Raw genomic sequence first — 21,989 nt, 5'->3', positions numbered from 1 at the left:
GTGGCGGTGGCGCGGTCAAAGGATCGATTATAGAGGGTGCAGTGGAGTCCGGGCAAAGCGCGTCCTTTCCTTGACAGGCAGGCAGTCGGTAAAATGCGCTTGGTCGGCGTCTGCGCGCGTGCGAGACGCCGAGGTGTTGGTTCGTCACGGCCCCTTGCGGCAAGGCCTCATGGGCCGGTTTCGGTATCGAACGTTTCTTCTCTTCAACGACGCGACTCAATCATGTCTTCATCATTGCTTCACACCGAGCGGCGTGCCATTTTCGGCCTCGCTAGCTTATATGCGACACGCATGCTCGGGCTTTTCATGGTATTGCCGGTCCTGGCGCTGTATGCCGAGGGCCTGGATGGCGCGACTCCCTTACTGGTGGGAATGGCGCTGGGTGGTTACGGCCTGACACAGGCGATTCTACAAATTCCCTTCGGGCTGCTGTCGGATCGGTTCGGCCGCAAGCTCATCATCAGTATCGGGCTCTTGTTGTTTCTGCTGGGCAGTGTGGTCGCCGCCCAGGCGACCTCGATCGGCTGGGTAATCGCCGGGCGCTGCCTGCAAGGCAGCGGCGCGGTTGCGGGCGCGATCATGGCGCTGCTAGCCGATCAGACCCGCGAAGAGGTGCGTACGGCGGCGATGGCGACCATCGGGCTGTCGATCGGCATCGCGTTTGGCGTGGCGATGGTCGTGGGTCCCTTGGTCGCCGACCCTTACGGCTTGGCCGGCGTGTTCTGGTTCACGGCCGCACTTGCGGCGGTGGGGATGTTGGTGCTGTGGCGGCTGGTCCCGCGGGCACCACGTTTGGTGTCGCATCGCGATGTCGGGCTCGACCGCACTCAACTCCGCGCGATGCTGGCACGGCGTGATCTGTTGCGCTTGGATTTCTCGATCTTCGCCCTGCACGCCATCCTGACCGCCTGCTTCGTGGCCGTGCCCTTTCGCTTGGAAGCCTTGGGCATTGCGCCGGCGCATCATGGCTGGGTCTATCTGCCGATCATGGCGCTGGCCTTTGTGGCCATGGTGCCGCTGGTGATCGTGGCCGAAAAGTACCGCAAGATGAAACCGATCTTCATCGGCGCCGTGGCATGGCTGACGCTGTGTCTGGCGGGGCTGGTGGAGTTTTCCGATGGGCGTTGGGCGCTGTTCTCGCTGCTCTGGGGATTCTTCGTGGCCTTCAACTTGTTGGAAGCCACGCTGCCGTCGATGATCAGCAAACTGGCCCCGGCGGGCGCCAAGGGCACGGCGATGGGGGTGTACTCCACCAGCCAGTTTCTGGGCGCTTTCCTGGGCGGAACGGCGGGAGGCTTCCTCTCCCAACACTTCGGCCTGGATGCGGTCTTTCTGGGCGCAACGTTGCTGGGTGCGGTATGGTTGGCGATTGTCTGGAAGATGCCGGCACCCCGCCACCTCTCGAGCGAGATCGTCGCCCTGGACGAGCGCTCGATGGGCACGATGGATACACTGATGGAGCGATTCGCCGCCGTGGCCGGCGTCGAGGATGTCATGGTGGTGCCCGACGAGCGTGTCGCCTACCTCAAGGTCGACCGTCAGCGACTGGATGCCGAGGCGTTAGAACGCGTCCTCGGATCCCAGCGAGATCACAAGAGCGCCTGATTACGGGCGCGGGACTATTTCAAGGAGACTCACATGGCGCGCGGCGTGAACAAGGTCATCCTGATCGGCAATCTCGGTCAGGACCCGGAAGTCCGCTTTTTACCTTCCGGTAATCCGGTGTGCAATCTACGCATCGCGACCACCGATACCTGGACCGACCGTCAGAGCGGTCAGCGCCAGGAGCGTACCGAATGGCATACGGTGGTGATGTTCAACAAGCTGGCGGAAATCGCCCAGCAGTACGTGAAGAAAGGCTCGCGTATTTATGTCGAAGGCCGCCTGCAGACGCGTAAGTGGCAGGGCCAGGACGGTCAGGATCGGTATTCCACCGAGATCGTCGCCAACGACATGCAGATGCTGGACTCGCGTAGCGGCCAGGGTGGCGGCGACTATGCCCAACCCCCGCAAAATGCGCCTCAGCAAGGCATGGGGCAAGGCGCTGCGGCGCAGCAGGGCGGTGGCTACGGCCAGCCACAAGGCGGCCCGCCCCCGCAGCAGCAGGCACCTCAGCAACAGCCGCCCCAGCAGGGTGGCCAGCAAGGTAATTACGGTGCTCCCAATCCCGGCAACTTCGATGACTTCGACGACGAGATCCCGTTCTAGCGTTGCCGACGTGATAAGTCGATAGACGCTTGTAGAGCCCCGTTTAACGGGGCTTTTTTATGTCGGCTTTGGAGGAAAGGCTCTCAGATTGTCATGGATACGCAAAGACACATAACATCACACTTGTTTGCATACGGAGATATTCCCTACTAGCCTCAGTGTCGCTACAGCACCCGCTCAACGGATTTGAGCCCTCATCTCGTTAATGGAACTAACGGTGGTGTCATCTCATAATGCAATCTCTCCGCTTCGGCGGCCGGTGGATGGGTGGTCATCCAGGCCACTGCTCACGTGCGCGTGCCGGCTGTCATCGTTTTCTACGCTTGGGCGTGGCTTTTACTGGGTTCGCCGCGCTGGGTCTGCTTTTGGCGCCGACAGGTGCCGCTCAGGCGGACGCGCGCTTTCCCGATGGTCGACTGCCGGCTACTGATGCGCCGGCGTCGGCCTATGGTGACGACGTGCGTGCGGGGCCTGATGGACACCCTAACGCCGACGATCTGGCAGGGATAGCCGAGCGCCAACGACAGCAAGGCCACCCCGGTATTGCGCTGCAGCTCGCTGAGCGCGTCTTGACGTATGCGTCATCCAACCCCCAGGCGCTCAAGACGAAAATTTCCAGTCTCTCCAACTTAGGAGCATATCGGCGTGCCGATCGGTTGCGGCGACGTCATCAGCCCGAGTGGCCAGAGGAGGTGAGCGACCGCTTTCGGGCGGATAAGGCGACGGGCGCTATCCACAACGGAATTCTCGAGCAAACGCGTCACCAGCGTCGGCAACGCTACGCCAAGGACGACGTCGCGCTATCGGCGGCGCTGGAGAAACTCAATGCTAACCTTGATGCCTTTGCAGCCGGTAGTGAGGCGCGTCGGCGTACTCGGTTCGATCGGCTCGTGGTGCTACGCCAGTTGCGGCGTTTCGATGATGTCATCGACGATTACGAATCGTTGCGTCGGGCCTCGGTGACGTTACCGACCTATGCCCAGGCGCCGGTGGCCGATGCGTATCTGGCACGCCAAAGACCCGAAAAGGCGGCGGCGCTTTATCGCCAAGTGCTCGATGCCGGTTCGCCGGCACCGCTCGCGGTCAAGACGGGATATTACTACGCGCTGATCGAGAGCGAAGACTACGAGGGGGCCAAGCAACAACTGGCGCGCCTGGATGATCGCACCCCGACGTGGCGCTACCGCGAGAACCAGACGGCGTCGCCGGTTCCCAACTGGGAGCGTAGTGAAATCGATCGTCTCCGGGTCCGTGACGCGGCGTACAGAAATCATGAAGAGGTTGCGCTTGAGAGGGCGACTACGCTTTATCGAGCGGCGCCGCGCAACACCGATGTCATCAATGCGCTTGCCACCACCCAGCGTGCCCGCGGCTGGTATCGTCAAGCGCAAGCGACGACCGAGCTGGCCAAGGCATACGCGCCGGACGATAAGGCCACGCGTTTGAATATCGCTGAGAATGCCCAGGATCTCGAAGCGTTTCCGCGTTGGCAGGCGACCAGCGAGGCTCTAGCGGAGCAGTTTCCGAGCGACTCGGCGGTGAGACGTAATCGGCTCGAATGGCTGGATCGCCAGCATTTTTCCATCGAGGGGCAGGGGAGTTTTGGCCGTTCTCACGGTGGTAATGCCGTCAATGGTAGCCAGGATGGCGATTACCAACTGCGCCTGAACTCGCCCTGGAGCGAGGGAGGCTATCGCATTTATGCCGAGCAGTCCTACCAATGGGGCGATTATGACGAGGGCGCAGAGCGCCATAGCCGCCAGAGCCTGGGCGTCGAACGCCAGTGGCTGCGTCGACACTGGTGGGCGGCGTTGAGCGGTGAGCAACTGAATGATCATCTCGGCCTCGAGCTCGGCTGGTCGCAATGGCTGGGCGATCATTGGCAATACCAGCTACGCACGCAGACGCAGTCGCCCGAGACGCCACTGCGTGCCGAGCGCGACGACCTGGACGGACGTCTTTACCAGACGCAAGTGACCTGGCGCCAGAATGAATCCCGAGACGCCACGCTCACGCTGAGTGCACTGGATATCAGCGACGGTAACCTACGCAGCGATGTGGCGGTCGACCTGACGCAGCGCGTTCAGGCCAGCGCTCATCATCAGACCCGGCTGATTGGTTCTCTGTCGGCCGAACACAATCGCGACGTCGAGGCCGATTATTACAACCCCGAAGGCCAGCGCATGGCTGGCATTACGCTTGAACATGACTGGTTGACTTGGCGTCGCTACGACCGCTCCTTGACCCAGAATTTATCGTTGGGTGCGGCATCTGAGTGGGAAAGCGGCTACGGCGGTGCGCCAGGTTACGAGGTGTCCTATGGCCATACCTGGCAGCTGACGCGGACCTGGTCGATTAATTACGGCATCGGCTGGGAAAGCCATGCATACGAAGGTGAGCGCGAGAAGCGCTGGTATGGGCAGTTTGGTTTCGAGGGGGTGCTGTAATGCCATCGCTGGTCTCAATATTGCTGCTCTTGGGGCTGCTGATAGCCGGCCCCAGCTTGGCCGAGACGTCGGCTGCGCCGCCCCCGAGGGATCCCTCTGCCTCGGCCAATGTGCACATACCGGATGGCCATTTCGCGACGCTCGCGTTTCATGATGTCCGTGACGCTGCCCAACCGGCGGTGGGGCGTGACCCCTATGCGATCAGCCATGAACGGCTGGCGGGATGGTTCGATTGGATGCTGGCGCATGACTGGCATCCTGTCTCGTTGGACGACATTCAGGCGGCACGCCAAGGCCAGCGGCCACTGCCCTCGAATGCCGTACTGCTGAGTTTCGACGATGGCCTGGAAAGCTTCTATCGTCGCGTGTACCCGCTGCTGCAGGCCTACGACTATCCGGCGCTCTTCGCGGTCGAGACAGGATGGCTCGAGCGGGTCCGCAAGGGCGAGAATATCGCGACGCGCGAAACCGCCCAGTTGGCGGCCAATCTAGGCAATGCGTCGAGCGACCCGCGTGACGAGGCAGCCGCGGATGAAATCCAGTACAACGGTGCCACGCGTGGCCAGGCAGGGTTCGTTACCTGGGAGCAGGTACGTGAAATGCAGGCCTCGGGCTTGGTCGAGATCGCCACTCACACCCACGACCTGCATCGTGGCATTCGCGCCAATCCTCAGGGCAACGTCGAACCGGCCGCGTTGGCGCGGCACTATGACCCGACGAGCGGTGAGTATGAAGACGATGCCGCGTATCGCCAGCGCATTCATGACGACCTCGTTAAAAGTGCCGATGTGATCGAGTCGAAAACGGGCGTGCGTCCGAGGGCCTTAGTCTGGCCATATGGCGCCACCAATGCCGAAACCGAGGCGATTGCACGTGACGTGGGTTTTGACTTCACCTTCAACCTGGGGGACCGACGTCTATCGACGCCGGCCTCGGGGCCTGACTTCGGGCGCTTACTGGTCATGGGCAATCCCACGCCGGTGGATATCGAAGCACAGGTCGCGCAGACGCTCGACCCGCCGGCGCGTAGTCAGCGTGCCGTGCAGGTCGACATCGACATGCTCTACGATGACGATCCCGAGCAGGTGCATGCCAACCTGAGCGCGCTGCTCGATCGTATCAAGGCGATGCAGGTGCGCACGGTCTATCTGCAGGCGTTCGCCGACCCGGACGGCGATGGCACCGCCTCTTCGCTTTACTTCCCCAATGCGCATTTGCCGATGCGGGCCGATCTGTTCAACCGCGTCGCCTGGCAGCTCAAGACGCGTGCCGGGGTGGATGTTTATGCTTGGCTACCCTTGCTGGCCTTCGACCTGCCGGATGCCTCTCGGCAGCGTCGCTTGCAGGTTCGGGTGCACGAGGCCGATGGTGACAGTCGCGTTGCCGAGCGTGCCTATCGACGCCTGAGCCCGTTTCGTCCCGAGGCGCAAGCGCTCGTCCATGACATCTACGCGGACTTGGCGCGCAGCACGCCGGGTATCGACGGCGTACTGATTCACGATGATGCTTACCTCGCCGCTGATGAAGATGCCCAGGCATGTGCCCCCGAGGCTCGCTGGCCCGATAGTGGGCGCCGGATTACCGACTGCAAGCTGAGCGCGCGTGACAAGACTCGGGCGTTGATCGATTTCGGTGAGCAGGCGCTCGACGGCGCCCGACACTACGCCAATCTCAGCAATCGCTTTCGCGTAGCGCGCAATCTCTATGCGCGCGTTGTGCTCGACCCGAGCGCGGAAGCGCGTTTCTCCCAGGCGCTGGGGCCATTCCTCGAGCATTACGATGATGTCGCCTTGATGGCGATGCCTTATCTGGATGGTACCGAGAAGCCGGCGGAAGAGTGGTTGGACACGCTCGTGGACCGGGTGCAGCGCTATCCGCGTGGCCTCGATAAAACGGTGTTCGAGTTGCAAACCTATGATTGGGAGCGCCAGGAGTGGATCGCGCCGAAACGCCTGCGTGACTGGATGCATCAGCTCGTGCGTCGTGGCGCGCTCAATCTGGCGTATTACCCGGATGACTTCATTACCGGCAAGCCAGCGTTCCAGCCGACGTTCGAAGGCATGAGCCTTAACGAGTTTCCCCACCGCCGGAGCCAGCCATGATCGATGCACTCGTTTCCTGGATACTGACCATCGATTGGCGGGCAACGATGTTCGGCTTTGCTTTTTACTACCCGATCTTCATGGCCTGGATGTGGATCATCGGCGGGTTGTGGTTCTATCTGCGCCGCGAACGTGGCCATACCGAGCAACCGCGCTTCGATGGCTCGGGGGCGGAGATGGAACCCGTCAGTATCGTTATTCCGTGTCACGACGAAGCAGATCAAATCGAGCAGACGATCCGGTATGCGCTGGCGACGCGTTATCCGCACTTCGATGTCATCGCCGTCAATGACGGTAGTCACGATGACACGGGCGCCATTCTTGACCGACTGGCGGAAAACAACGAACGCCTGCGGGTCATTCATTTCGGCGCCAACCAGGGCAAGGCCGTGGCGCTGAAGGCCGGGACGCTCGCGGCAGGCAGCGACTATCTGGTGACTATCGATGGCGATGCCTTGATACATCCTCATGCCGTCTATTGGATGATGCGCCATCTAACGGGAGGGCCGCGCGTGGGCGCTGTAAGTGGCAATCCGCGCATCCTCAATCGCTCGACGCTACTGGGAAAGATCCAGGTCGGCGAGTTTTCCTCGATCATCGGTCTGATCAAGCGTGCCCAGCGTACTTATGGGCGTATTTTTACCGTCTCCGGGGTCATCACGGGCTTCAATCGGGCCGCGTTGGATAGCGTGGGCTATTGGCGTGCCGATATGGTAACGGAGGATATCGATGTCTCGTGGCGCCTGCAGTTGGACCACTGGGACATTCGTTTCGAGCCCGAGGCGCTCTGCTACATCTATATGCCGGAAACTCTGAAAGGCCTGTGGCAGCAACGGCTGCGTTGGGCCCAGGGCGGCGTCGAGGTGATGCTGCGTTATGGTCGAGGCTTGTTTGCCTGGCGCCAACGGCGTTTCTGGGGCGTGGCAATCGAGTACTTCACCAGTTTGATCTGGGCCTATGTGATGCTGGCGATTGCCGTGTTGTTTTGCTTGGGGCCGTTTGTGCCCCTGCCGCAGCAGTGGCGGGTGGACACGTTGTTGCCCCAATGGAATGGTTTGCTGCTGGGGGCGACATGCTTGATCCAGTTTCTGGTCAGTCTCTACATCGACCAACGCTACGAACGCATGGGCTTCCTGCGTCATTACTTCTGGGTGATCTGGTACCCCTTGCTCTACTGGACGCTGTCGACCCTCACCGCCGTGGTCGCGGTGCCCAAGACCCTTCTGGCCTCACCCTGTCGGCGGGCACGTTGGCAGAGTCCCGATCGCGGCATCCAAACCGATAAGGACGCATGACATGCGAGACGATACTGCGGCGCTCGAGTTGCCTGAGATCATCCATCGTCCCGACTTGCAGTCGCGCCGTCAGCGGAGTGTGTTCGCGCTACTCTCGGGGGTGGGGTGGATGCTGTGGCTTTACCTGTTCCTACCGTTGTCGACCCTGTTGGGATGGGCCTTCGGGAGCGAGCGTTTTCAGTCCTATGTGATCGACAGCCACGAGCACAGTTGGGCTTCGCTGACAGTTTATGCCGTGACTGTCGTGCTGGCGGGAATGGCGTTGCTGATATGGGCCTTCTACAACTATCGCCGCTTTCGGCATGCCGATCGTCGCCGCCCACCATCCCCGCTGACCACTGAGCGCCTGGCGGTCTCTTTCGGGGTGAGCGAGGCGCAGGTCGAGGACCTTCAGCGCAGTCGCGTGACGACACTGCGCCATGATGCGCGGGGCCACATCGTCGGCATCGAGACGGCATCGACGCTGTGAGAGGACGCGCGGTTGAGGCAGATGCCGAGCGTGCCGCTTAAGGCTTGAGTCCCAGGCGTTTGCCCAGGCGGTGCAGGTTACCGCCGTCTGTCTGCAGCGTTCGCGCGGTGGCAGCCCAGTTGCCGTCATGCGCCTCCAGTGCGTGGGCGATATGCTGGCGCTGGAAGGCCTCGACGGCTTCACGGAGCGGGGTGAGGGGCGCGCGGTGGGCCTCGGGTGCTGAGGGTTCGGGAGGCTTGAGATCGTCGGTGGGCAGCGTCGGCAGTTCCAAGTGGTGCGCGGCGATGCGCACCACGGCGTCGCGACGTGCGCTCTGCCCGCGAGGTGACTGTTCGCCGAAGGCGCGTAGCGCGGCGCGCCCCAGGGTGTGTTCCAGTTCGCGGATGTTCCCCGGCCATGGCCAGGCCAGCAGAGCGTGTTCGGCTGCAAGGTCGAGGCGCAGGTTAGCGAGCCCCAGGCGAACGCGGTTGTCCTCCAGAAAACGGCCGGCCAGTAGTGGCACGTCCTCGCGCCGTTCGCGCAGGGGCGGCACCTGCAAGGGGAAGACGCTCAAGCGGTGGTAGAGGTCTTCACGGAAACGCCCGGCGGCGACTTCCTGGCTCAGGTCGCGGTTGGTGACCGCGACCAGGCGCACGTTGATGCGCTGCGAGGTCTCGCTGCCCAGTGGCTGAATCTCGCCTTCCTGCAGCACGCGCAATAGCTTGGGTTGCATGGTCAACGGCAACTCGCCGATTTCATCGAGCATCAGCGTACCCTCATGGGCCATGGCGAAATGGCCGCGATGATCGCGGACGGCGCCGGAAAACGCGCCGCGTCGATGGCCGAAGAGTTCACTTTCGATCAGTGACTCGGGCAGGGCAGCGCAATTGACACGCACCAGTGGCCCCTGGCTGCGTGCGGAAAGCGCATGCACGCGGCGGGCGATACGCTCCTTGCCGACGCCGGTCTCGCCATGCAGCAGCACGCTCATGTCGGTGGGCGCCACCAGGGCGAGACTTTCCTCCAACCGGCGCATGGCGGGGCTCTGCCAATCGGGCGTGCTATTACGCGGTGCGTCCTGATCGGGGAAGTGCTGGTCGAGCGCCTGATTGAGGCGCGAACGGGTATCGCTGAGTTGCTGCGCGAGACGCAGGCAGGTCGCTAGCAGGCCCGCCGCGGCCAACAGGTCGTCATCGTCGATGGCGGCCAGGCAGCCGGGCGTCAGTGCATCCAGCGTCAGCATGCCGAGCAGTCGGTCGCCATCGCGCAGGGCGACGCCCATGCAGTCATGTACATGGCTCAAGGTGTCGTCGAGCAGGCCATCGAAGGGGTCGGGCAACGGCGAGTCGAGCGGGAAACGGCATACGCCGGGATGCGCGGCGATCGCGGCCAGACGCGGGTGTGCGGCTAGGCTGAAGCGACGCCCACGAACTTCGTCGTCGAGGCCCAGCACGGCGACGGGCTGCAAGCCGTCGTCATGGGCGACCATCAGCGTACTGGCATCGGCGGGGTAATCGCCGACCAGCGCAGCGAGCAGCCGTGCCCAGCGCTCGGGCAGAGCGTCGCTGCCACGCCCGACGCTGAGGTCGGCGAGCAGGTCGCGCAAGGTATGCAAAAAGACGGTCATTTATACATCCTTTTCCGAGCCGATTGTCATATCGACACGTTGTTTGGGTGTTATTTTGACAGTCATGGTGGCGAGGGCAAGGGCTCGTCATATGCCGGGCGGTGCCCTGACGTTTCTATAAAGCGGCAACCGCGCGGCCTCGCAGGTAGGCGCGTGGCACAATGTCGCGGGCACGGTGAAACGAGCCGAGTTGGCACTCCGCTTGCGATAGCAGGGGCACACACTGTAAGCCCCATCGTAAGGAGACATCATGCTGACATCTGCCCAGGAATCCGTCATCGCCGCCACTGCACCGGTGGTTGCCGCACACATCGAGGCCATCGCCAAGCGCTTTTATCCGTTGATGTTTGCGCGTTATCCCGAGGTCAAGACGTTTTTCAACGCCGCGCACCAGCAAAGCGGCGGACAGCCGCGCGCGCTGGCGGGCGCCGTTGTCGCCTATGTGCAACTGCGCCACGAGCCGACGCGTCTCGACGAGGTGCTGGGCATCATCGTCGACAAGCACGTCTCGCTGGGAATCCGCCCCGAGCATTATCCGATCGTCGGCGAATGCCTGATGGCGGCGATCGGTGAGGTGCTGGGCGAGGCAGTCACAAAAGAGGTCGCCGACGCATGGGGTGCGCTTTATGAGGAGCTGGCGGGGGTGTTGATCGAGAAAGAGGCACGCCGTTATCACGACTTCGCCGCCCAGCCTGGTGGCTGGGATGGCACCCGTGCGTTTCGCATCGTCGCCAAGCATCCCGAGAGCGCGGTCATTACCTCTTTCGAGCTGGCGCCGGTGGATGGCGGTGCGGTCGCCGAGCATCGTCCGGGGCAGTATATCGGCCTCAAGCTGGCCATCGACGGTGAAACGGTGCATCGCCACTACAGCCTCTCGGCGGCACCCAATGGCACAACGTATCGGATTTCCATCAAGCGCGAGAAAGGTGGCAAGGTCAGCCGTCATTTCCATGATCGCCTGGCGGTGGGCGATACTCTGGAACTGCTGCCGCCGGCGGGGCATTTGACCCTGGCCGCAGGCGACGCGCCGGTGATGCTGATTAGCGGTGGTGTAGGGCAGACGCCGATGCTGCCGCTGGCGCGGCAGGCGCTCGCCGAGGGGCGCCGAGTCGTCTATTTGCATGCGGCGCGCGACGGTGCGGTGCATGCTTTCGCCGACGAACTGGCCGAGCTGCGCCGGTCATACCCTGAGACGTTGCACGTAATGACCATTTATTCACAACCGCGTTCGGAGGATGCGCCCGATCACGTCGGCCGTGTGGGTGCCGCGTTGCTGGCGGACTACATGCCGCATGATGCGCAGTGCTACACGGTGGGGCCGGCGGATTTCATGCGCCGCGTCGACGCGGCGCTGGAAGCGCTCGGGGTCGAGGCTGAACGGCGCCATCATGAGTTCTTCGGACCGGCTGAGTCGTTGGCACACGTCGCCTGAGACGTCGTGCCGCTGACCGAAACGCCACGCCATCCGGCGTGGCGTTTTGCGTGGGTGCCCGGTATGGCGCTGGGGGCGACCCCAGCACCGATACGGTCGTGATTGCTGATGTGTCTTTAGCGGGTCTCGTTGAGCACCGCCTCGGGAAAGTGTCGACGCAGGATCTGATTCTGAAACGCATCCACGAAGCGGCTATTGATGATGATGATGAAGCGCTCGAAGGGCGCTCCGGCATCTTCCTGGTGGATGCCGTCTACGCTATGGAAGAGACGGTCGTCACGCAGGTGGAGGATATCGCCTGGGGCGAGGGTCGTGTCGGCCACGGCGCAAGTGCCCGCCTTGTCAGCATAGAGGTGGTTATCGCCCCCGGCGACATTGTGGCGGCTTAACACCAGGATGCTCAGCGCCTTGCATCCGTCGGCATGAATCCCCTGACCCTGCAGAGGGTCGATCATGCCTTCGCCACGAACGCCGGTTATCTGCATCAGGATGGGCTCGTTGGGCTTCAGGTCCCAGAGCCGCGCCCAGGCACGCACGAAGTCCTTCACGTCCGGTCGGGCCATGAATGCTGGCGTCAGTGGCTCATAGTAGCGCAGGCGGTCCGCCATGCTCTCGGCATCATTAAAGGCACCGCCCTGCGCCATGGGGCAATGGCCCATATCGATGACCTCGTCATGTTCATCCAGAGCCAGCCAGGACATGCGTTTCCAGCGACGATTGACATAGGGGTCTCGCGGCAAGTCGGCGGTGAATGCTTGCCAGGCCTCGAGATCTATCCGGGAGCGGACCTCGGTCTTGGCCCAGCCCTGATAGTGTAGGGCTTGGGTAATCGAGGGCGACCAGTAGTCGACGAACGGATCGGAGGGTATGGTGCTTGAATTGACGCCATGCTTGAGGGTATCGAGTTTCATGAGATCTTCTCCATTACAGTGTGAACCGAGATTGCCCGAGATCGTCCGAGCAACCCTCGGAAAGGAGAATATCTGCAGCGAAATGTCAAAAAAGGTATAAAAAGTGTCGCATTGCTTTGACGTTGGTCACGTTTCGTTACGCTGGATGAAAACGGTCATGCCGAGTCGGGCTGCCGTGTGGAGGCATGCCTGCGTATGCCGTGAGGGTGAAGTGGTCGCGGTGGTGGAAGATGCCATCTGGCCTCATGATGCAGGCAACAGCATCTTTCGATGATGGGAAAGTTGATGAGCGGTTACGATTTCGTTTTCCGACGCTGGCTAGTCTTGCAGTGGCATAAGCTAGTGCGTCGGTGGCAGCAGCTCAGGGCGAGATGGTTGGATGCTCAGGGCGAGAGCGTTCGGGATGATATCGAGCTCGTGCGCCGTCAGTATCTGGAGAGCGAGCAGCGTTTTCGAGCCCTGCTGGAAAGCCTGCCCAGAGTGGCGGTCCAGGGCTATGATCGCGATCGCCGCGTGATCTACTGGAACGAGGCCAGCACCCGGCTCTATGGCTATGGCGCCGCGGAGGCACAGGGCCAAGCGCTGGAAGAGCTGATCATCCCGGACCCCATGCGTGAATCGGTGATTCAGGCGCATCAGGCCTGGGTGAAGAAGGGGGTCGAGATTCCGGCGGAAGAACTCGAGCTTCAGCACAAGAGTGGTGAGCTGGTCCCGGTCTTCTCTCATCACGTGATGCTCGGCGAACACACCGAGAATCCCCTGATGTTTTGTGTCGACGTGGACCTCTCGGATCAGAAGCGAGCGTATCGCGAGCTGGATTTTGCCACGCGCTTCGATGCGCTGACCCACCTTCCCAATCGCCAGACCTTCGAAGCGCAGCTGGATGAGGTCATCGTCTATTGCCGCCGAAAGCGTGTCGGGATGACGCTGGTCTATCTGGATATCGACGACTTCGTGGCGGTCAACGACGCTCTAAGCTACGAGCAGGGAGACCGGTTACTCGTCGAGTTGACGCGGCGGCTGCATCAGGTGATGGGAGCGTCAGACATCATGTCGCGGCTCTCCGGCGACGAGTTCGTGATCGCCTGCCCGATGTTGCAGCGCAAGGAGGTGCTCCTGCAGTGGGTCCACAAGATTCAAGATACCCTGCGTTCTCCTTTCCTGATGAACGGTTCTCGGCATCAAGTGACGGCCTGCCTGGGAGTCAGCCTCTATCCGGATAATGGCGAAACGGCCCGCGAGCTGATCCGCAACGCCGATGTGGCCAAGAACCGGGCCAAGATGGATGGCCACGGTAGCGTGTGCTTCTTCGACCAGACGCTCCATGATCAACTGCTCTACCAGCATCGCCTTGTCGACCGGCTGACGAAAGCGCTGGATAGCGGAGAACTCTCGCTGCATTACCAGCCTCAGGTTTCTGCTGCGAGTGGGCGTATCGAGAACCTCGAGGCGCTGCTCCGCTGGCAGCCGGCAGAGGGACCACCGATCTCGCCGGCCGAGTTCATTCCCCTCGCCGAGCGCTCCGACTTGATCCATCGCCTCGGTGATTGGGTCATGGAAACCGCCTGTCAGCAGCGTGTGCTGTGGCGGGATGCCGGGCTAGCCATCGGTCGCATCGATATCAACTTCTCCGGTCGACAGATGAGCCGGCCCGACGTCTTCCAGCGCTTCGAAGATTGCCTGGGGCGCCATGGGCTGGGTCCTCAGGACATAGGGTTGGAACTTACCGAGAACGTGCTCATCGAAGCCGACGATCGTATCCTGGAGGGCTTGCGCCGGCTTCATGACCGGGGTTTTCGCATCGCCATCGATGATTTCGGCACCGGCTACTCGTCGCTGAGCTATCTCAAGCACTTTCCGGTAACGGCGCTCAAGATCGATCGTGCCTTCGTGCGTGATGCTCCTGACGAGCCCAAGGATCGCGCGATCATGGAGGCCGCGATCTTCATCGGCCACCGCCTGGGTCTGGAGGTCGTGGCCGAGGGGGTCGAGAATCGTGAGCAGCTCGCACTGATCCGGGAGATGCGCTGCGACCTGGTGCAGGGGTTCTATTTCTTCCGCCCCATGCCCGCTCTGGAAATGGAGCGTGTACTGGACGGTCTGGTAACGGGGCATCCCGGGGTTTCGGGCTGAGTCCACCGCCTGCATGGCGTAGAATACGAGCCTTGCGCACGACCACGGCGCGTCTCCGTGCGCAGCCTGTCGGCGGCAATGAGGATGACAGGCAATACGGCGATGGGTGAATATGTGGCCCTGTCGACGCGGTGGACGACGAATCGAGGAAACGAGCATGCGAAAGGAGAGGCCGTGAAGCTGTTGCTGGCGGATGCGGGACATTGCTTGAGTCTGGCGCTGGCGCGTGAGGCCAATCGACGTCGCGATACCCAATTGACCATCGTCGAGGAGACGCAAGTCTCGGCGGAGGCCTTGGCCGAGGCCCGGCCCGATGCGCTGGTGGTGCCACCGTTATCGGCGCCGTCACGTCTGGCGCCCGCTGAGGTCATGGCCCATGTCGAGGCGGTCGACGCCAACCTCGCGCTGTGTCGGGAATACGATGTGCCGTTGATCTGGTGCGTATCCGATGAACTCTATGAGGATGGGGGCGACGGGCCGCTCGACGAGCATGTCATCCCGGCGCCACGCGATGACAGTCTGAAGCGCTTGATTGCCACCGGCGACCGGGTGCGTGAGTGTCTGCCGAAACATCTCATCGTACGGCTGGGGCCGCTGTTCGCGCTCGGCGGCGCGCATGCCTGGTTACCCGAGTTACTCGACACGCTGCTGGCGGGTGACGAAGTACGCGCCGCGGAAGACATCATCCTGTGCCCGACCTCGGTCGATGCGGTGGCCATGGCGTTGATCGGTATGATGCAGCAGCAAGGTTGTGGCGCCGATGCGTGGGGCGCCTATCATCTGGCAGGTACCGAGCCGATCAGCCCGTATACGTTCGCCTCCGTCGTACGCACCTACCTCACCACGCATCTCGAGCGACAGGAGCGTGACGCGACATTAGGGACGTTGCACGCCTTGCATCATCATCACGACCATCCGTTACGGCGTGTCCTGAATTGTCGCCGCGTATTGGACGTTTTCGGTATCCACCAGAAGCCCTGGCGGCTCGAGCTGAGCCGCATGTTGGATGACTGGTGCCTGTTGCATGACAAGGAGTCGGCGACGTGAAGGTGTTACGCAGTCTCGTATTTTATACCGGCTACTTTTTGGCCCTGCTGATCAGCGGCCTAGTGTTGTTACCGGCCGCACCGTTCTTGCCGTTGTTTTCGCGTTTTCGGCTGCTGAATCTGTATAACCGCTTCATCGTGGGTTGGTTCGCTGTGTCCTGCGGGGTGCGTTATCACATCAGCGGGCGCGATAACGTACCTGAGGGGCCCTGCGTGGTGCTCGCCAATCATCAGAGCGAGTGGGAAACTCTGTTCCTGCAGCTGCTCAAGGTGCCAGTGTGCACGGTACTCAAGCGTGAGCTGCTCAATATACCAGTCTTCGGCTGGGGACTGCGCTTGATCAAGCCCATCGCGCTGGATCGCTCGCGACCGTCGCGGGCCATGCGTATGGTGCTCGAGCAAGGCACGCAGCGTTTGGCCGAGGGGCTATCGGTGCTGATCTTTCCCGAGGGAACGCGGGTGGCGCCAGGGCAGCGGCGTCGCTACAACAAGAGCGGGGTGGTGATTGCTTGCCGCTCGGGTGTCCCGGTGTTGCCCGTAGCCCATAATGCCGGCGAACACTGGCCGGGACGACATTGGGTCAAGAAGCCTGGAGACTTGCATGTGGTGGTCGGCGAGCCGATCGCCACGCAGGGGCGTTCCACCAACGAGGTACTGGCCGAGGTCGAGCATTGGATCGAGGCGCAGCTTCGCGAGATCTCCGCGGTACCGCGTCCCGAGGTTGAGGGCGAGCCTGCCAAGGTGCCGGCCTGAGCCTCTGTCGACGGCAGGTGTGCCAGCATGCAAAAAGGGGCGTCTCGCGAGAGACGCCCCTTTTTCATGTTACCGAGGAACGGTACGGCGCGAGATCGCGCTCAGTCCCGGTAGCGCTGTAGCACCAAGCAGGCGTTGGTGCCGCCGAACCCGAAGCTATTGGATAGCACGCGCTCAATGGCGACATCGTCGCGACGTTGGTCGACGATATCGAAGCCCTGGGCAGCATCGTCCAGCTCGCTGATGTTGGCCGAGGCGGCGATGAAGGCGTGCTCCATCATCAACAACGAGTAGATGGTTTCCTGCACGCCAGTGGCGCCCAGCGAATGCCCAGTCAGCGACTTGGTAGAACTCATCGCCGGCGTGGTATCGCCGAACACCTCGCGAACCGCCTTGAGTTCGGCGATGTCGCCCACCGGGGTGGAGGTGCCATGGGTATTGATATAGTCGATCGGACCGTCCACGTTCGCCATGGCTTGCCGCATGCAGCGCGCAGCGCCTTCGCCGGAGGGGGCGACCATGTCGTAGCCATCGGAGGTGGCGCCATAGCCGACGATTTCGGCATAGATCTTGGCGCCACGCGCCTTGGCGTGCTCCAGCTCTTCGAGCACCAGCATGCCGCCACCTCCGGCGATGATGAAGCCATCGCGCGAGGCGTCATAGGGACGCGAGGCGGTTTCGGGTGCGTCGTTATAGCTCGTCGAGAGTGCGCCCATGGCATCGAACAGGCAGGACAGCGTCCAATGTTCCTCTTCGCCGCCACCGGCAAAGACCACGTCCTGCTTGCCGAGCTGGATCTGCTCGACGGCACTGCCGATGCAGTGGGCCGAGGTCGCGCAGGCCGAGGAGATGGAGTAGTTGACGCCCTTGATCTTGAACGGCGTGGCGAGGCAGGCGGAAACCGTGCTGCCCATGGTCCGCGTGACCCGGTAGGGGCCGACGCGACGCAGGCCCTTCTCGCGTAGGACATCGGCGGCTTCGACCTGGTTGGCGCTGGACGCGCCGCCGGAGCCAGCGATCAGACCGGTACGCTCGTTGGAAATATCGCTTTCGTCGAGGCCGGCATCACGGATCGCCTGTTCCATCGAGACATAGGCGAATGCCGCGGCATCACCCATGAAGCGACGCAGCTTACGGTCGATTAAGGTATCGAGATCGATATCGATGACGCCGGCCACGTGGCTGCGGAAGCCACGTTCGGCGTATTCATCCTTGTAACGAATACCCGAGCGTCCGCTGCGTAGCGCGTCCAGTACCTGGTGCTGGTCATTGCCGAGGCAAGACACGATGCCTTGGCCGGTGACTACCACTCGTCGCATGGAAGCCTCCTGATCAGAAATTCGCGGTGGAGGTGAACAGGCCAACGCGCAAATCGTTGGCCTGATAGATATCGCGACCGTCGACCGAAACGGTGCCGTCGGCAATCCCCAGTATCAACCGCCGGGTAATGATCCGCTTGAGGTTGATCCGGTAGGTGACCTTCTCGGCGTTCGGCATTATCTGGCCCGAGAACTTGACCTCGCCGCAGCCCAGGGCGCGTCCGCGGCCAGGATGTCCCAGCCAACCGAGGTAGAAGCCGACCAGTTGCCACATGGCATCTAGGCCTAGACAGCCGGGCATGACCGGGTCGCCGGGGAAGTGGCAGTCGAAGAACCACAGGTCGGGGTGGATATCCAGTTCGGCGATGAGCTCGCCCTTGTCGTACTCGCCTCCGCCCTCCTGGATCTGCGTGATGCGGTCGAGCATCAGCATGTTAGGGGCCGGCAGCTGGGCGTTGCCCGGGCCGAAAAGCTCGCCCTGGCTGCATGCCAGCAGTTCTTCGTAGCTGAAAGAATGTTGCTTGGTCACTGAGTCTTTCCGAGAGTCGAAATTGTGGTGCGTCGCAGAGCACGAACACCTTAGTCTACTGGCAGTGCCGAATGAATGCACGCTGGGCTAGCCTACCGGGCGCGCGTTATGGGTGCAATCCGCAGATGGGTGCGGGTTGCGCCGGTCGCAAGAGAAGGGGCATGATGCCTGCACTTCACGAACCTCTATTGATTGAGCCGCTAACTCGCCATGTGGTCCGTCTTTACGCTTAACCGTCCCTTGGTATGGACGGGTGTTGCTGCCATGGCTTCTATGAGCCTTTTGCCGACGCTAATGTTGCGACTGGCGGCTCTGGTGGTCGTTGTCATCGGTGCCCTGGATGCCTGGCGGCAGATTCGTCTGGAGGCGACCCGTCGTCAACTGACCGAAGCGGCGCTCACGCTCTCCCCTGATGGCGTGGTGATTTCCAACGCCCACAATCGCATCGAGGCGGTCAACCCGGCCTTTACGCAAATCACCGGCTACAGTGATGACGAGATACGCGGCCTCGATCCGTCGGTGCTCTCCTCCGGTCGCCACGACAAGGCTTTCTACGAGCATTATTGGCAAACGCTCAATGCTACCGGGCAGTGGGAAGGAGAAGTCTGGAATCAGCGCAAGCATGGCGATCAATTCCCCGAGTGGCTGCGTGTGCGGGCGGTTACGGATGACAAGGGGCGGGTCACGCATTACGTGGGATTGTTCACCGATATCACGCGGCATAAGGCGCGTGAGCAGGATCTGCAGCGTATCGGCTTCGAGGATCCGTTGACCGGCTTACCCAATCGTCGGCGTCTGCATGATTTGCTGGCCTCGCGCTTGCAGCGCCTGCGTGCCGGCGAGGGGTTGGATATCGCATTGATCGACATCGATGGCTTCAAGGCAGTCAACGATGCCATGGGCGTCGACAAGGGCGACCGCCTGCTATCGCGCTTCGGACAACGGCTCGCCGCCTTCGTCGCCGGGGGAGTGGTAGGCCGTCTGGGCGGCGACGAGTTCATGGTCATTCGCACCACGACCTATGACGATCATGAACAATGGGTGGAAGGGCTACGCGGGCATCTTAGCGAACCGTTCGAGATCGGCGATAAACCCCTTCGCCTGGGGCTGACCATCGGCACGTGCCGTGCGCCCGAAGACGGGCGTGATTCTGGAGTGCTGTTCCAGCGTCTCGAGTCGGCTCTCTATGCCGCCAAGCGCCACGGGCGAAACCACAGTCAACGCTTCCGCCCCTCGCTAGAAGTCGCGGGAGATCCTCAACTCGAGTTGCTCAACGAGCTTCGCCAAGCTCTGGCGCACGGTACGCAACTCGAGCTCTTCTACCAGACCCAGCACTATCTCGACGATGGGCGACTGGCCGGCATGGAAGCCTTGTTGCGCTGGTATCATCCCACGCATGGCATGATTTCGCCGGGAACGTTCATCCCCCTGGCCGAACGCCATGGTTTGATGGCGTCGCTGGGCGACTGGGTGATCGATCATGCCTGCGCGCAGCTGGCGACCTGGCGTCAGCAAGGGATATCGTTCGTGCCGGTGTGGATCAATATTTCTGCGGTGCAGCTCATCCAGGGCGATCTTGAGTCGCGGCTGTCCGCCAGTCTGTCCAAGCACAACGTGCCTGCGGCCATGCTGGGGTTGGAACTGACCGAGTCGGTGCTGCTCGACGAGCGCGCCGGGGATATCTCGACGCGTCTTGTCGCGCTGCGTGACAAGGGGCATCCGATTGCCATAGATGACTTCGGCACCGGCTATTCATCAATGGCCTATCTCAAGCAGTTGCCGGTGGATAAGCTCAAGCTCGACCGTGCCTTCGTGCGCGCCCTGCCCGACGATAGCGCCGATGCCGCGATCACGTCGGCAGTTCTCGCCATGGCACGCGGCCTGGGGCTGGATGTGATTGCCGAGGGAGTGGAAACCGAGGCGCAGCGGGACTATCTGCGTTCAGAAGGCTGTGCCATGGTGCAAGGCTTCCTCTATGCGCGCCCCGAACGGGTTACCGATGTCGAAATGCGGCTCAAGGGCGATCTCGAGATGTCACTGCCCTAAGCGCCAGCCATCCGCATATAGCGCTCCACACTACGGCCTGCACCGCCACTGCCCAGGGCGCCAGTTCGACATCCGCCAGGCGCGCGCCACCCAGATAGGAACTCGGCCCTCCGAGCGCCCCGCCCAGCATCGCCAGCCAAGGGTGTGACCATAGCCAAGCGAGTGAATGGTGGATAGTGGTTGCGAACAGGGGCCAGAGCAGCCACAGCCATAGCGGCAGTTCCGAGGCACCGGCAAAGCGTAAACCGCCAAGCAGCGTCAGAGTGCCGTCCACGCCCGCGCCCAGTAGCGCGAACCCTGCCAGCCAGCGCCACTCTCCCGGTATGCCCAGCCACAGCAGGTGACATGTCACGATCACTATGACCGTGGGCAAGGCCCAAGGCGTGCCGCCGAGCACGCAGGCCAGCCAGCCGACCTGAAACGCGAGCGCGTTTAAAACCTTGCCCCGCATGGGATCAGGGTGCGCCGGTGAGCGGCGCGCGCCGACTGCCAGGCTTGGCCAGCAGCCACTGCGAGGCGCCGATGGTGCGCTCGCGGAAGCCGCCCTCGCAGTAGCACAGGTAATAACGCCACATGCGGATGAAGCGCTCGTCGTAGCCGAGTTCACGAATGTGCTCAAGGCGGGCATCGAAGCGCTGGCGCCACTCGCAAAGCGTGCGCGCATAATGTGCCCCGATCTCGTCAAGGGCGAGTACATTGAGTTGCGTGCGCCGCGCGATGCTTTCCAGCATCGCCTGGTGGGAAGGCAGGAAACCACCAGGAAAAATGTAGCGTTTGATGAAGTCGACCTCGCGCTTGGCCGCCTCATAGCGCTGATCGCGAATGGTGATGGCCTGAAGCAGCGCCAGGCCGTCGTCGTCGAGCAGGCGGTCGACGGTGGCCAGATAAGTGGCCAGGTACTGATGCCCCACTGCCTCGATCATTTCCACCGATACCAGACGGTCGTAACACCCCTCGAGATCGCGATAATCGCGCTGGAGCAGGGTGATACGATCCTCGAGGCCGGCGTCGCGGATGCGTTGCGCGGTATGCGCGTACTGCTCCTCGGAAATGGTCGTGGTGGTGACGTGGCAGCCTCGGGTACGCGCCGCGTAAAGTGCCAGCCCGCCCCAGCCGGTACCGATCTCCAGCAGATGATGCTCGGGGCCGACATCCAGCCTGTCGAGAATGAGCTCGAGCTTATGTGTCGAAGCGTCTTCCAGGCTGGCGTCGGGGGATGGAAAGATGGCGCTGGAGTAAAGCCAGTGCTCGCGATCGAGGAACGTTTCGAAGAGGGCATTGCCGAGGTCGTAATGCGCGGCGACATGGCGTCGGGCGCGGCTAGTGGTATTGCGTTGCAGGGCTTGGAGCGCGCTGAGAATACCCTGCGCCAGTCGTGCGGGGCCTTTCTCCAGGCGCTCGTTGACGTGCTCCAGGTTGCGGGCGAGCAAACGAATCAGCGCGACCAAGTCATCGCAGTGCCAGTCACCGTCCATATAGGTTTCTCCGGCCGCGACGCTGCCCCCCAGCGCGATGCGCCGCCAGACTCGGTCGTGATGTATGCGCAGACGTACCGTGAGTGGACCGCCCTGACCGATCCGGTGCGTGCGTCCGGCTTCCTCGACGATCAGCACGCCGCCCTCGAGGGTCGACAACTGGCGCATCAGGCGTGGCTTGAGCCAACGCGCTACGCGCGCATCGAGCGTGCTGGCAG

17 protein-coding genes are annotated in these 21,989 nt (G+C 62.2%); 11 read left to right on the top strand and 6 right to left on the bottom strand.

The features are described from left to right. The first annotated feature begins 222 nt into the window (after positions 1-222). The 6 genes from OP494_RS15320 (at position 223) to pgaD (ending at position 8,521) form a co-directional block, all read left to right on the top strand. Positions 223-1,605 (top strand): MFS transporter, encoded by a 1,383-nt coding sequence (locus OP494_RS15320; RefSeq protein WP_280542123.1) that lies wholly within the window; start codon positions 223-225, stop codon positions 1,603-1,605. 33 nt (positions 1,606-1,638) lie between these two features. Continuing rightward, the gene (gene ssb / locus OP494_RS15315) at positions 1,639-2,208 is read left to right on the top strand and encodes a single-stranded DNA-binding protein (protein WP_280542121.1); all 570 of its coding nucleotides are present in this window, start codon (positions 1,639-1,641) and stop codon (positions 2,206-2,208) included. 233 nt (positions 2,209-2,441) lie between these two features. Next, positions 2,442-4,655, top strand: coding sequence for a poly-beta-1,6 N-acetyl-D-glucosamine export porin PgaA (pgaA, locus tag OP494_RS15310; protein ID WP_280542119.1), 2,214 nt, complete (start codon positions 2,442-2,444; stop codon positions 4,653-4,655). Further along, positions 4,655-6,757 carry a poly-beta-1,6-N-acetyl-D-glucosamine N-deacetylase PgaB gene (pgaB, locus tag OP494_RS15305; protein WP_280542117.1) on the top strand — a complete coding sequence of 701 codons (2,103 nt, stop codon included), beginning with the start codon at positions 4,655-4,657 and terminating at the stop codon, positions 6,755-6,757. The genes pgaA and pgaB overlap by 1 nt, the downstream gene beginning before the upstream one ends. Beyond that, a complete protein-coding gene (pgaC, locus tag OP494_RS15300) occupies positions 6,754-8,052 on the top strand; it encodes a poly-beta-1,6-N-acetyl-D-glucosamine synthase (RefSeq protein ID WP_280542115.1) in 1,299 nt (432 codons plus the stop codon). Before pgaB ends, pgaC begins: the two co-directional genes overlap by 4 nt. A 1-nt stretch (position 8,053) precedes the next feature. Then, positions 8,054-8,521 (top strand): poly-beta-1,6-N-acetyl-D-glucosamine biosynthesis protein PgaD, encoded by a 468-nt coding sequence (pgaD, locus tag OP494_RS15295; protein ID WP_280542112.1) that lies wholly within the window; start codon positions 8,054-8,056, stop codon positions 8,519-8,521. Between the two features lie 37 nt (positions 8,522-8,558). Here pgaD and norR read toward each other — a convergent pair whose 3' ends face one another. Continuing rightward, positions 8,559-10,127: a nitric oxide reductase transcriptional regulator NorR gene (norR, locus tag OP494_RS15290; RefSeq protein ID WP_280542111.1), complete on the bottom strand. Its 1,569-nt coding sequence runs from the start codon at positions 10,125-10,127 to the stop codon at positions 8,559-8,561. A gap of 250 nt (positions 10,128-10,377) precedes the next feature. Here norR and hmpA point away from each other — a divergent pair, with 250 nt between their 5' ends. Further along, complete coding sequence (gene hmpA, locus OP494_RS15285; protein WP_280542109.1) at positions 10,378-11,559, top strand: NO-inducible flavohemoprotein; 1,182 nt, start codon at positions 10,378-10,380, stop codon at positions 11,557-11,559. 116 nt (positions 11,560-11,675) lie between these two features. On the opposite strand, the gene OP494_RS15280 is transcribed toward hmpA, so the two are convergent. After that, positions 11,676-12,470, bottom strand: a complete 795-nt coding sequence (locus OP494_RS15280) for a 2OG-Fe dioxygenase family protein (protein WP_280542107.1) — start codon at positions 12,468-12,470, stop codon at positions 11,676-11,678. Between the two features lie 285 nt (positions 12,471-12,755). Here OP494_RS15280 and OP494_RS15275 point away from each other — a divergent pair, with 285 nt between their 5' ends. The 3 genes from OP494_RS15275 (at position 12,756) to OP494_RS15265 (ending at position 16,402) form a co-directional block, all read left to right on the top strand. After that, a complete protein-coding gene (locus OP494_RS15275; protein ID WP_280542105.1) occupies positions 12,756-14,603 on the top strand; it encodes a GGDEF domain-containing phosphodiesterase in 1,848 nt (615 codons plus the stop codon). A gap of 174 nt (positions 14,604-14,777) precedes the next feature. After that, a complete protein-coding gene (locus OP494_RS15270; RefSeq protein ID WP_280542104.1) occupies positions 14,778-15,650 on the top strand; it encodes a sugar nucleotide-binding protein in 873 nt (290 codons plus the stop codon). Continuing rightward, positions 15,647-16,402 carry a lysophospholipid acyltransferase family protein gene (locus OP494_RS15265; RefSeq protein ID WP_280542103.1) on the top strand — a complete coding sequence of 252 codons (756 nt, stop codon included), beginning with the start codon at positions 15,647-15,649 and terminating at the stop codon, positions 16,400-16,402. The genes OP494_RS15270 and OP494_RS15265 overlap by 4 nt, the downstream gene beginning before the upstream one ends. Positions 16,403-16,503: 101 nt before the next feature. Here OP494_RS15265 and fabB read toward each other — a convergent pair whose 3' ends face one another. Next, entirely contained in the window at positions 16,504-17,721 is a 1,218-nt protein-coding gene (gene fabB, locus OP494_RS15260) for a beta-ketoacyl-ACP synthase I (protein WP_280542102.1), read from the bottom strand. Between the two features lie 13 nt (positions 17,722-17,734). Next, positions 17,735-18,250, bottom strand: coding sequence for a 3-hydroxyacyl-[acyl-carrier-protein] dehydratase FabA (fabA, locus tag OP494_RS15255; protein ID WP_040239351.1), 516 nt, complete (start codon positions 18,248-18,250; stop codon positions 17,735-17,737). Positions 18,251-18,460: 210 nt separating this feature from the next. Here fabA and OP494_RS15250 point away from each other — a divergent pair, with 210 nt between their 5' ends. Then, positions 18,461-20,296: a GGDEF domain-containing phosphodiesterase gene (locus OP494_RS15250; protein WP_280542098.1), complete on the top strand. Its 1,836-nt coding sequence runs from the start codon at positions 18,461-18,463 to the stop codon at positions 20,294-20,296. On the opposite strand, the gene OP494_RS15245 is transcribed toward OP494_RS15250, so the two are convergent. Next, entirely contained in the window at positions 20,265-20,747 is a 483-nt protein-coding gene (locus OP494_RS15245; RefSeq protein ID WP_280542095.1) for a DUF2878 domain-containing protein, read from the bottom strand. The two genes, OP494_RS15250 and OP494_RS15245, sit on opposite strands and share 32 nt — an antisense overlap. 4 nt (positions 20,748-20,751) lie before the next feature. Then, a complete protein-coding gene (locus tag OP494_RS15240) occupies positions 20,752-21,939 on the bottom strand; it encodes a cyclopropane-fatty-acyl-phospholipid synthase family protein (protein WP_280542159.1) in 1,188 nt (395 codons plus the stop codon). Between the last annotated feature and the right edge of the window lie 50 nt (positions 21,940-21,989).

It is taken from the genome of Chromohalobacter sp. 11-W (assembly GCF_029889905.1).
Taxonomy (GTDB): domain Bacteria; phylum Pseudomonadota; class Gammaproteobacteria; order Pseudomonadales; family Halomonadaceae; genus Chromohalobacter.
The sequence above is the reverse complement of the archived record's forward strand: the minus strand, read 5'-3'. Positions and strand labels throughout refer to the sequence as shown.

Coding starts and splice junctions, on each gene's coding strand:
- pgaB (WP_280542117.1), top strand. CDS start 4,655: ATGCCATCGCTGGTCTCAATATTGCTGCTCTTGGGGCTGCTGATAGCC.
- OP494_RS15240 (WP_280542159.1), bottom strand. CDS start 21,939: ATGCGCCAGTTGTCGACCCTCGAGGGCGGCGTGCTGATCGTCGAGGAA.
- OP494_RS15280 (WP_280542107.1), bottom strand. CDS start 12,470: ATGAAACTCGATACCCTCAAGCATGGCGTCAATTCAAGCACCATACCC.
- OP494_RS15275 (WP_280542105.1), top strand. CDS start 12,756: ATGAGCGGTTACGATTTCGTTTTCCGACGCTGGCTAGTCTTGCAGTGG.
- pgaC (WP_280542115.1), top strand. CDS start 6,754: ATGATCGATGCACTCGTTTCCTGGATACTGACCATCGATTGGCGGGCA.
- norR (WP_280542111.1), bottom strand. CDS start 10,127: ATGACCGTCTTTTTGCATACCTTGCGCGACCTGCTCGCCGACCTCAGC.
- OP494_RS15245 (WP_280542095.1), bottom strand. CDS start 20,747: ATGCGGGGCAAGGTTTTAAACGCGCTCGCGTTTCAGGTCGGCTGGCTG.
- pgaA (WP_280542119.1), top strand. CDS start 2,442: ATGCAATCTCTCCGCTTCGGCGGCCGGTGGATGGGTGGTCATCCAGGC.
- OP494_RS15320 (WP_280542123.1), top strand. CDS start 223: ATGTCTTCATCATTGCTTCACACCGAGCGGCGTGCCATTTTCGGCCTC.
- hmpA (WP_280542109.1), top strand. CDS start 10,378: ATGCTGACATCTGCCCAGGAATCCGTCATCGCCGCCACTGCACCGGTG.
- fabB (WP_280542102.1), bottom strand. CDS start 17,721: ATGCGACGAGTGGTAGTCACCGGCCAAGGCATCGTGTCTTGCCTCGGC.
- pgaD (WP_280542112.1), top strand. CDS start 8,054: ATGCGAGACGATACTGCGGCGCTCGAGTTGCCTGAGATCATCCATCGT.
- ssb (WP_280542121.1), top strand. CDS start 1,639: ATGGCGCGCGGCGTGAACAAGGTCATCCTGATCGGCAATCTCGGTCAG.
- OP494_RS15250 (WP_280542098.1), top strand. CDS start 18,461: ATGTGGTCCGTCTTTACGCTTAACCGTCCCTTGGTATGGACGGGTGTT.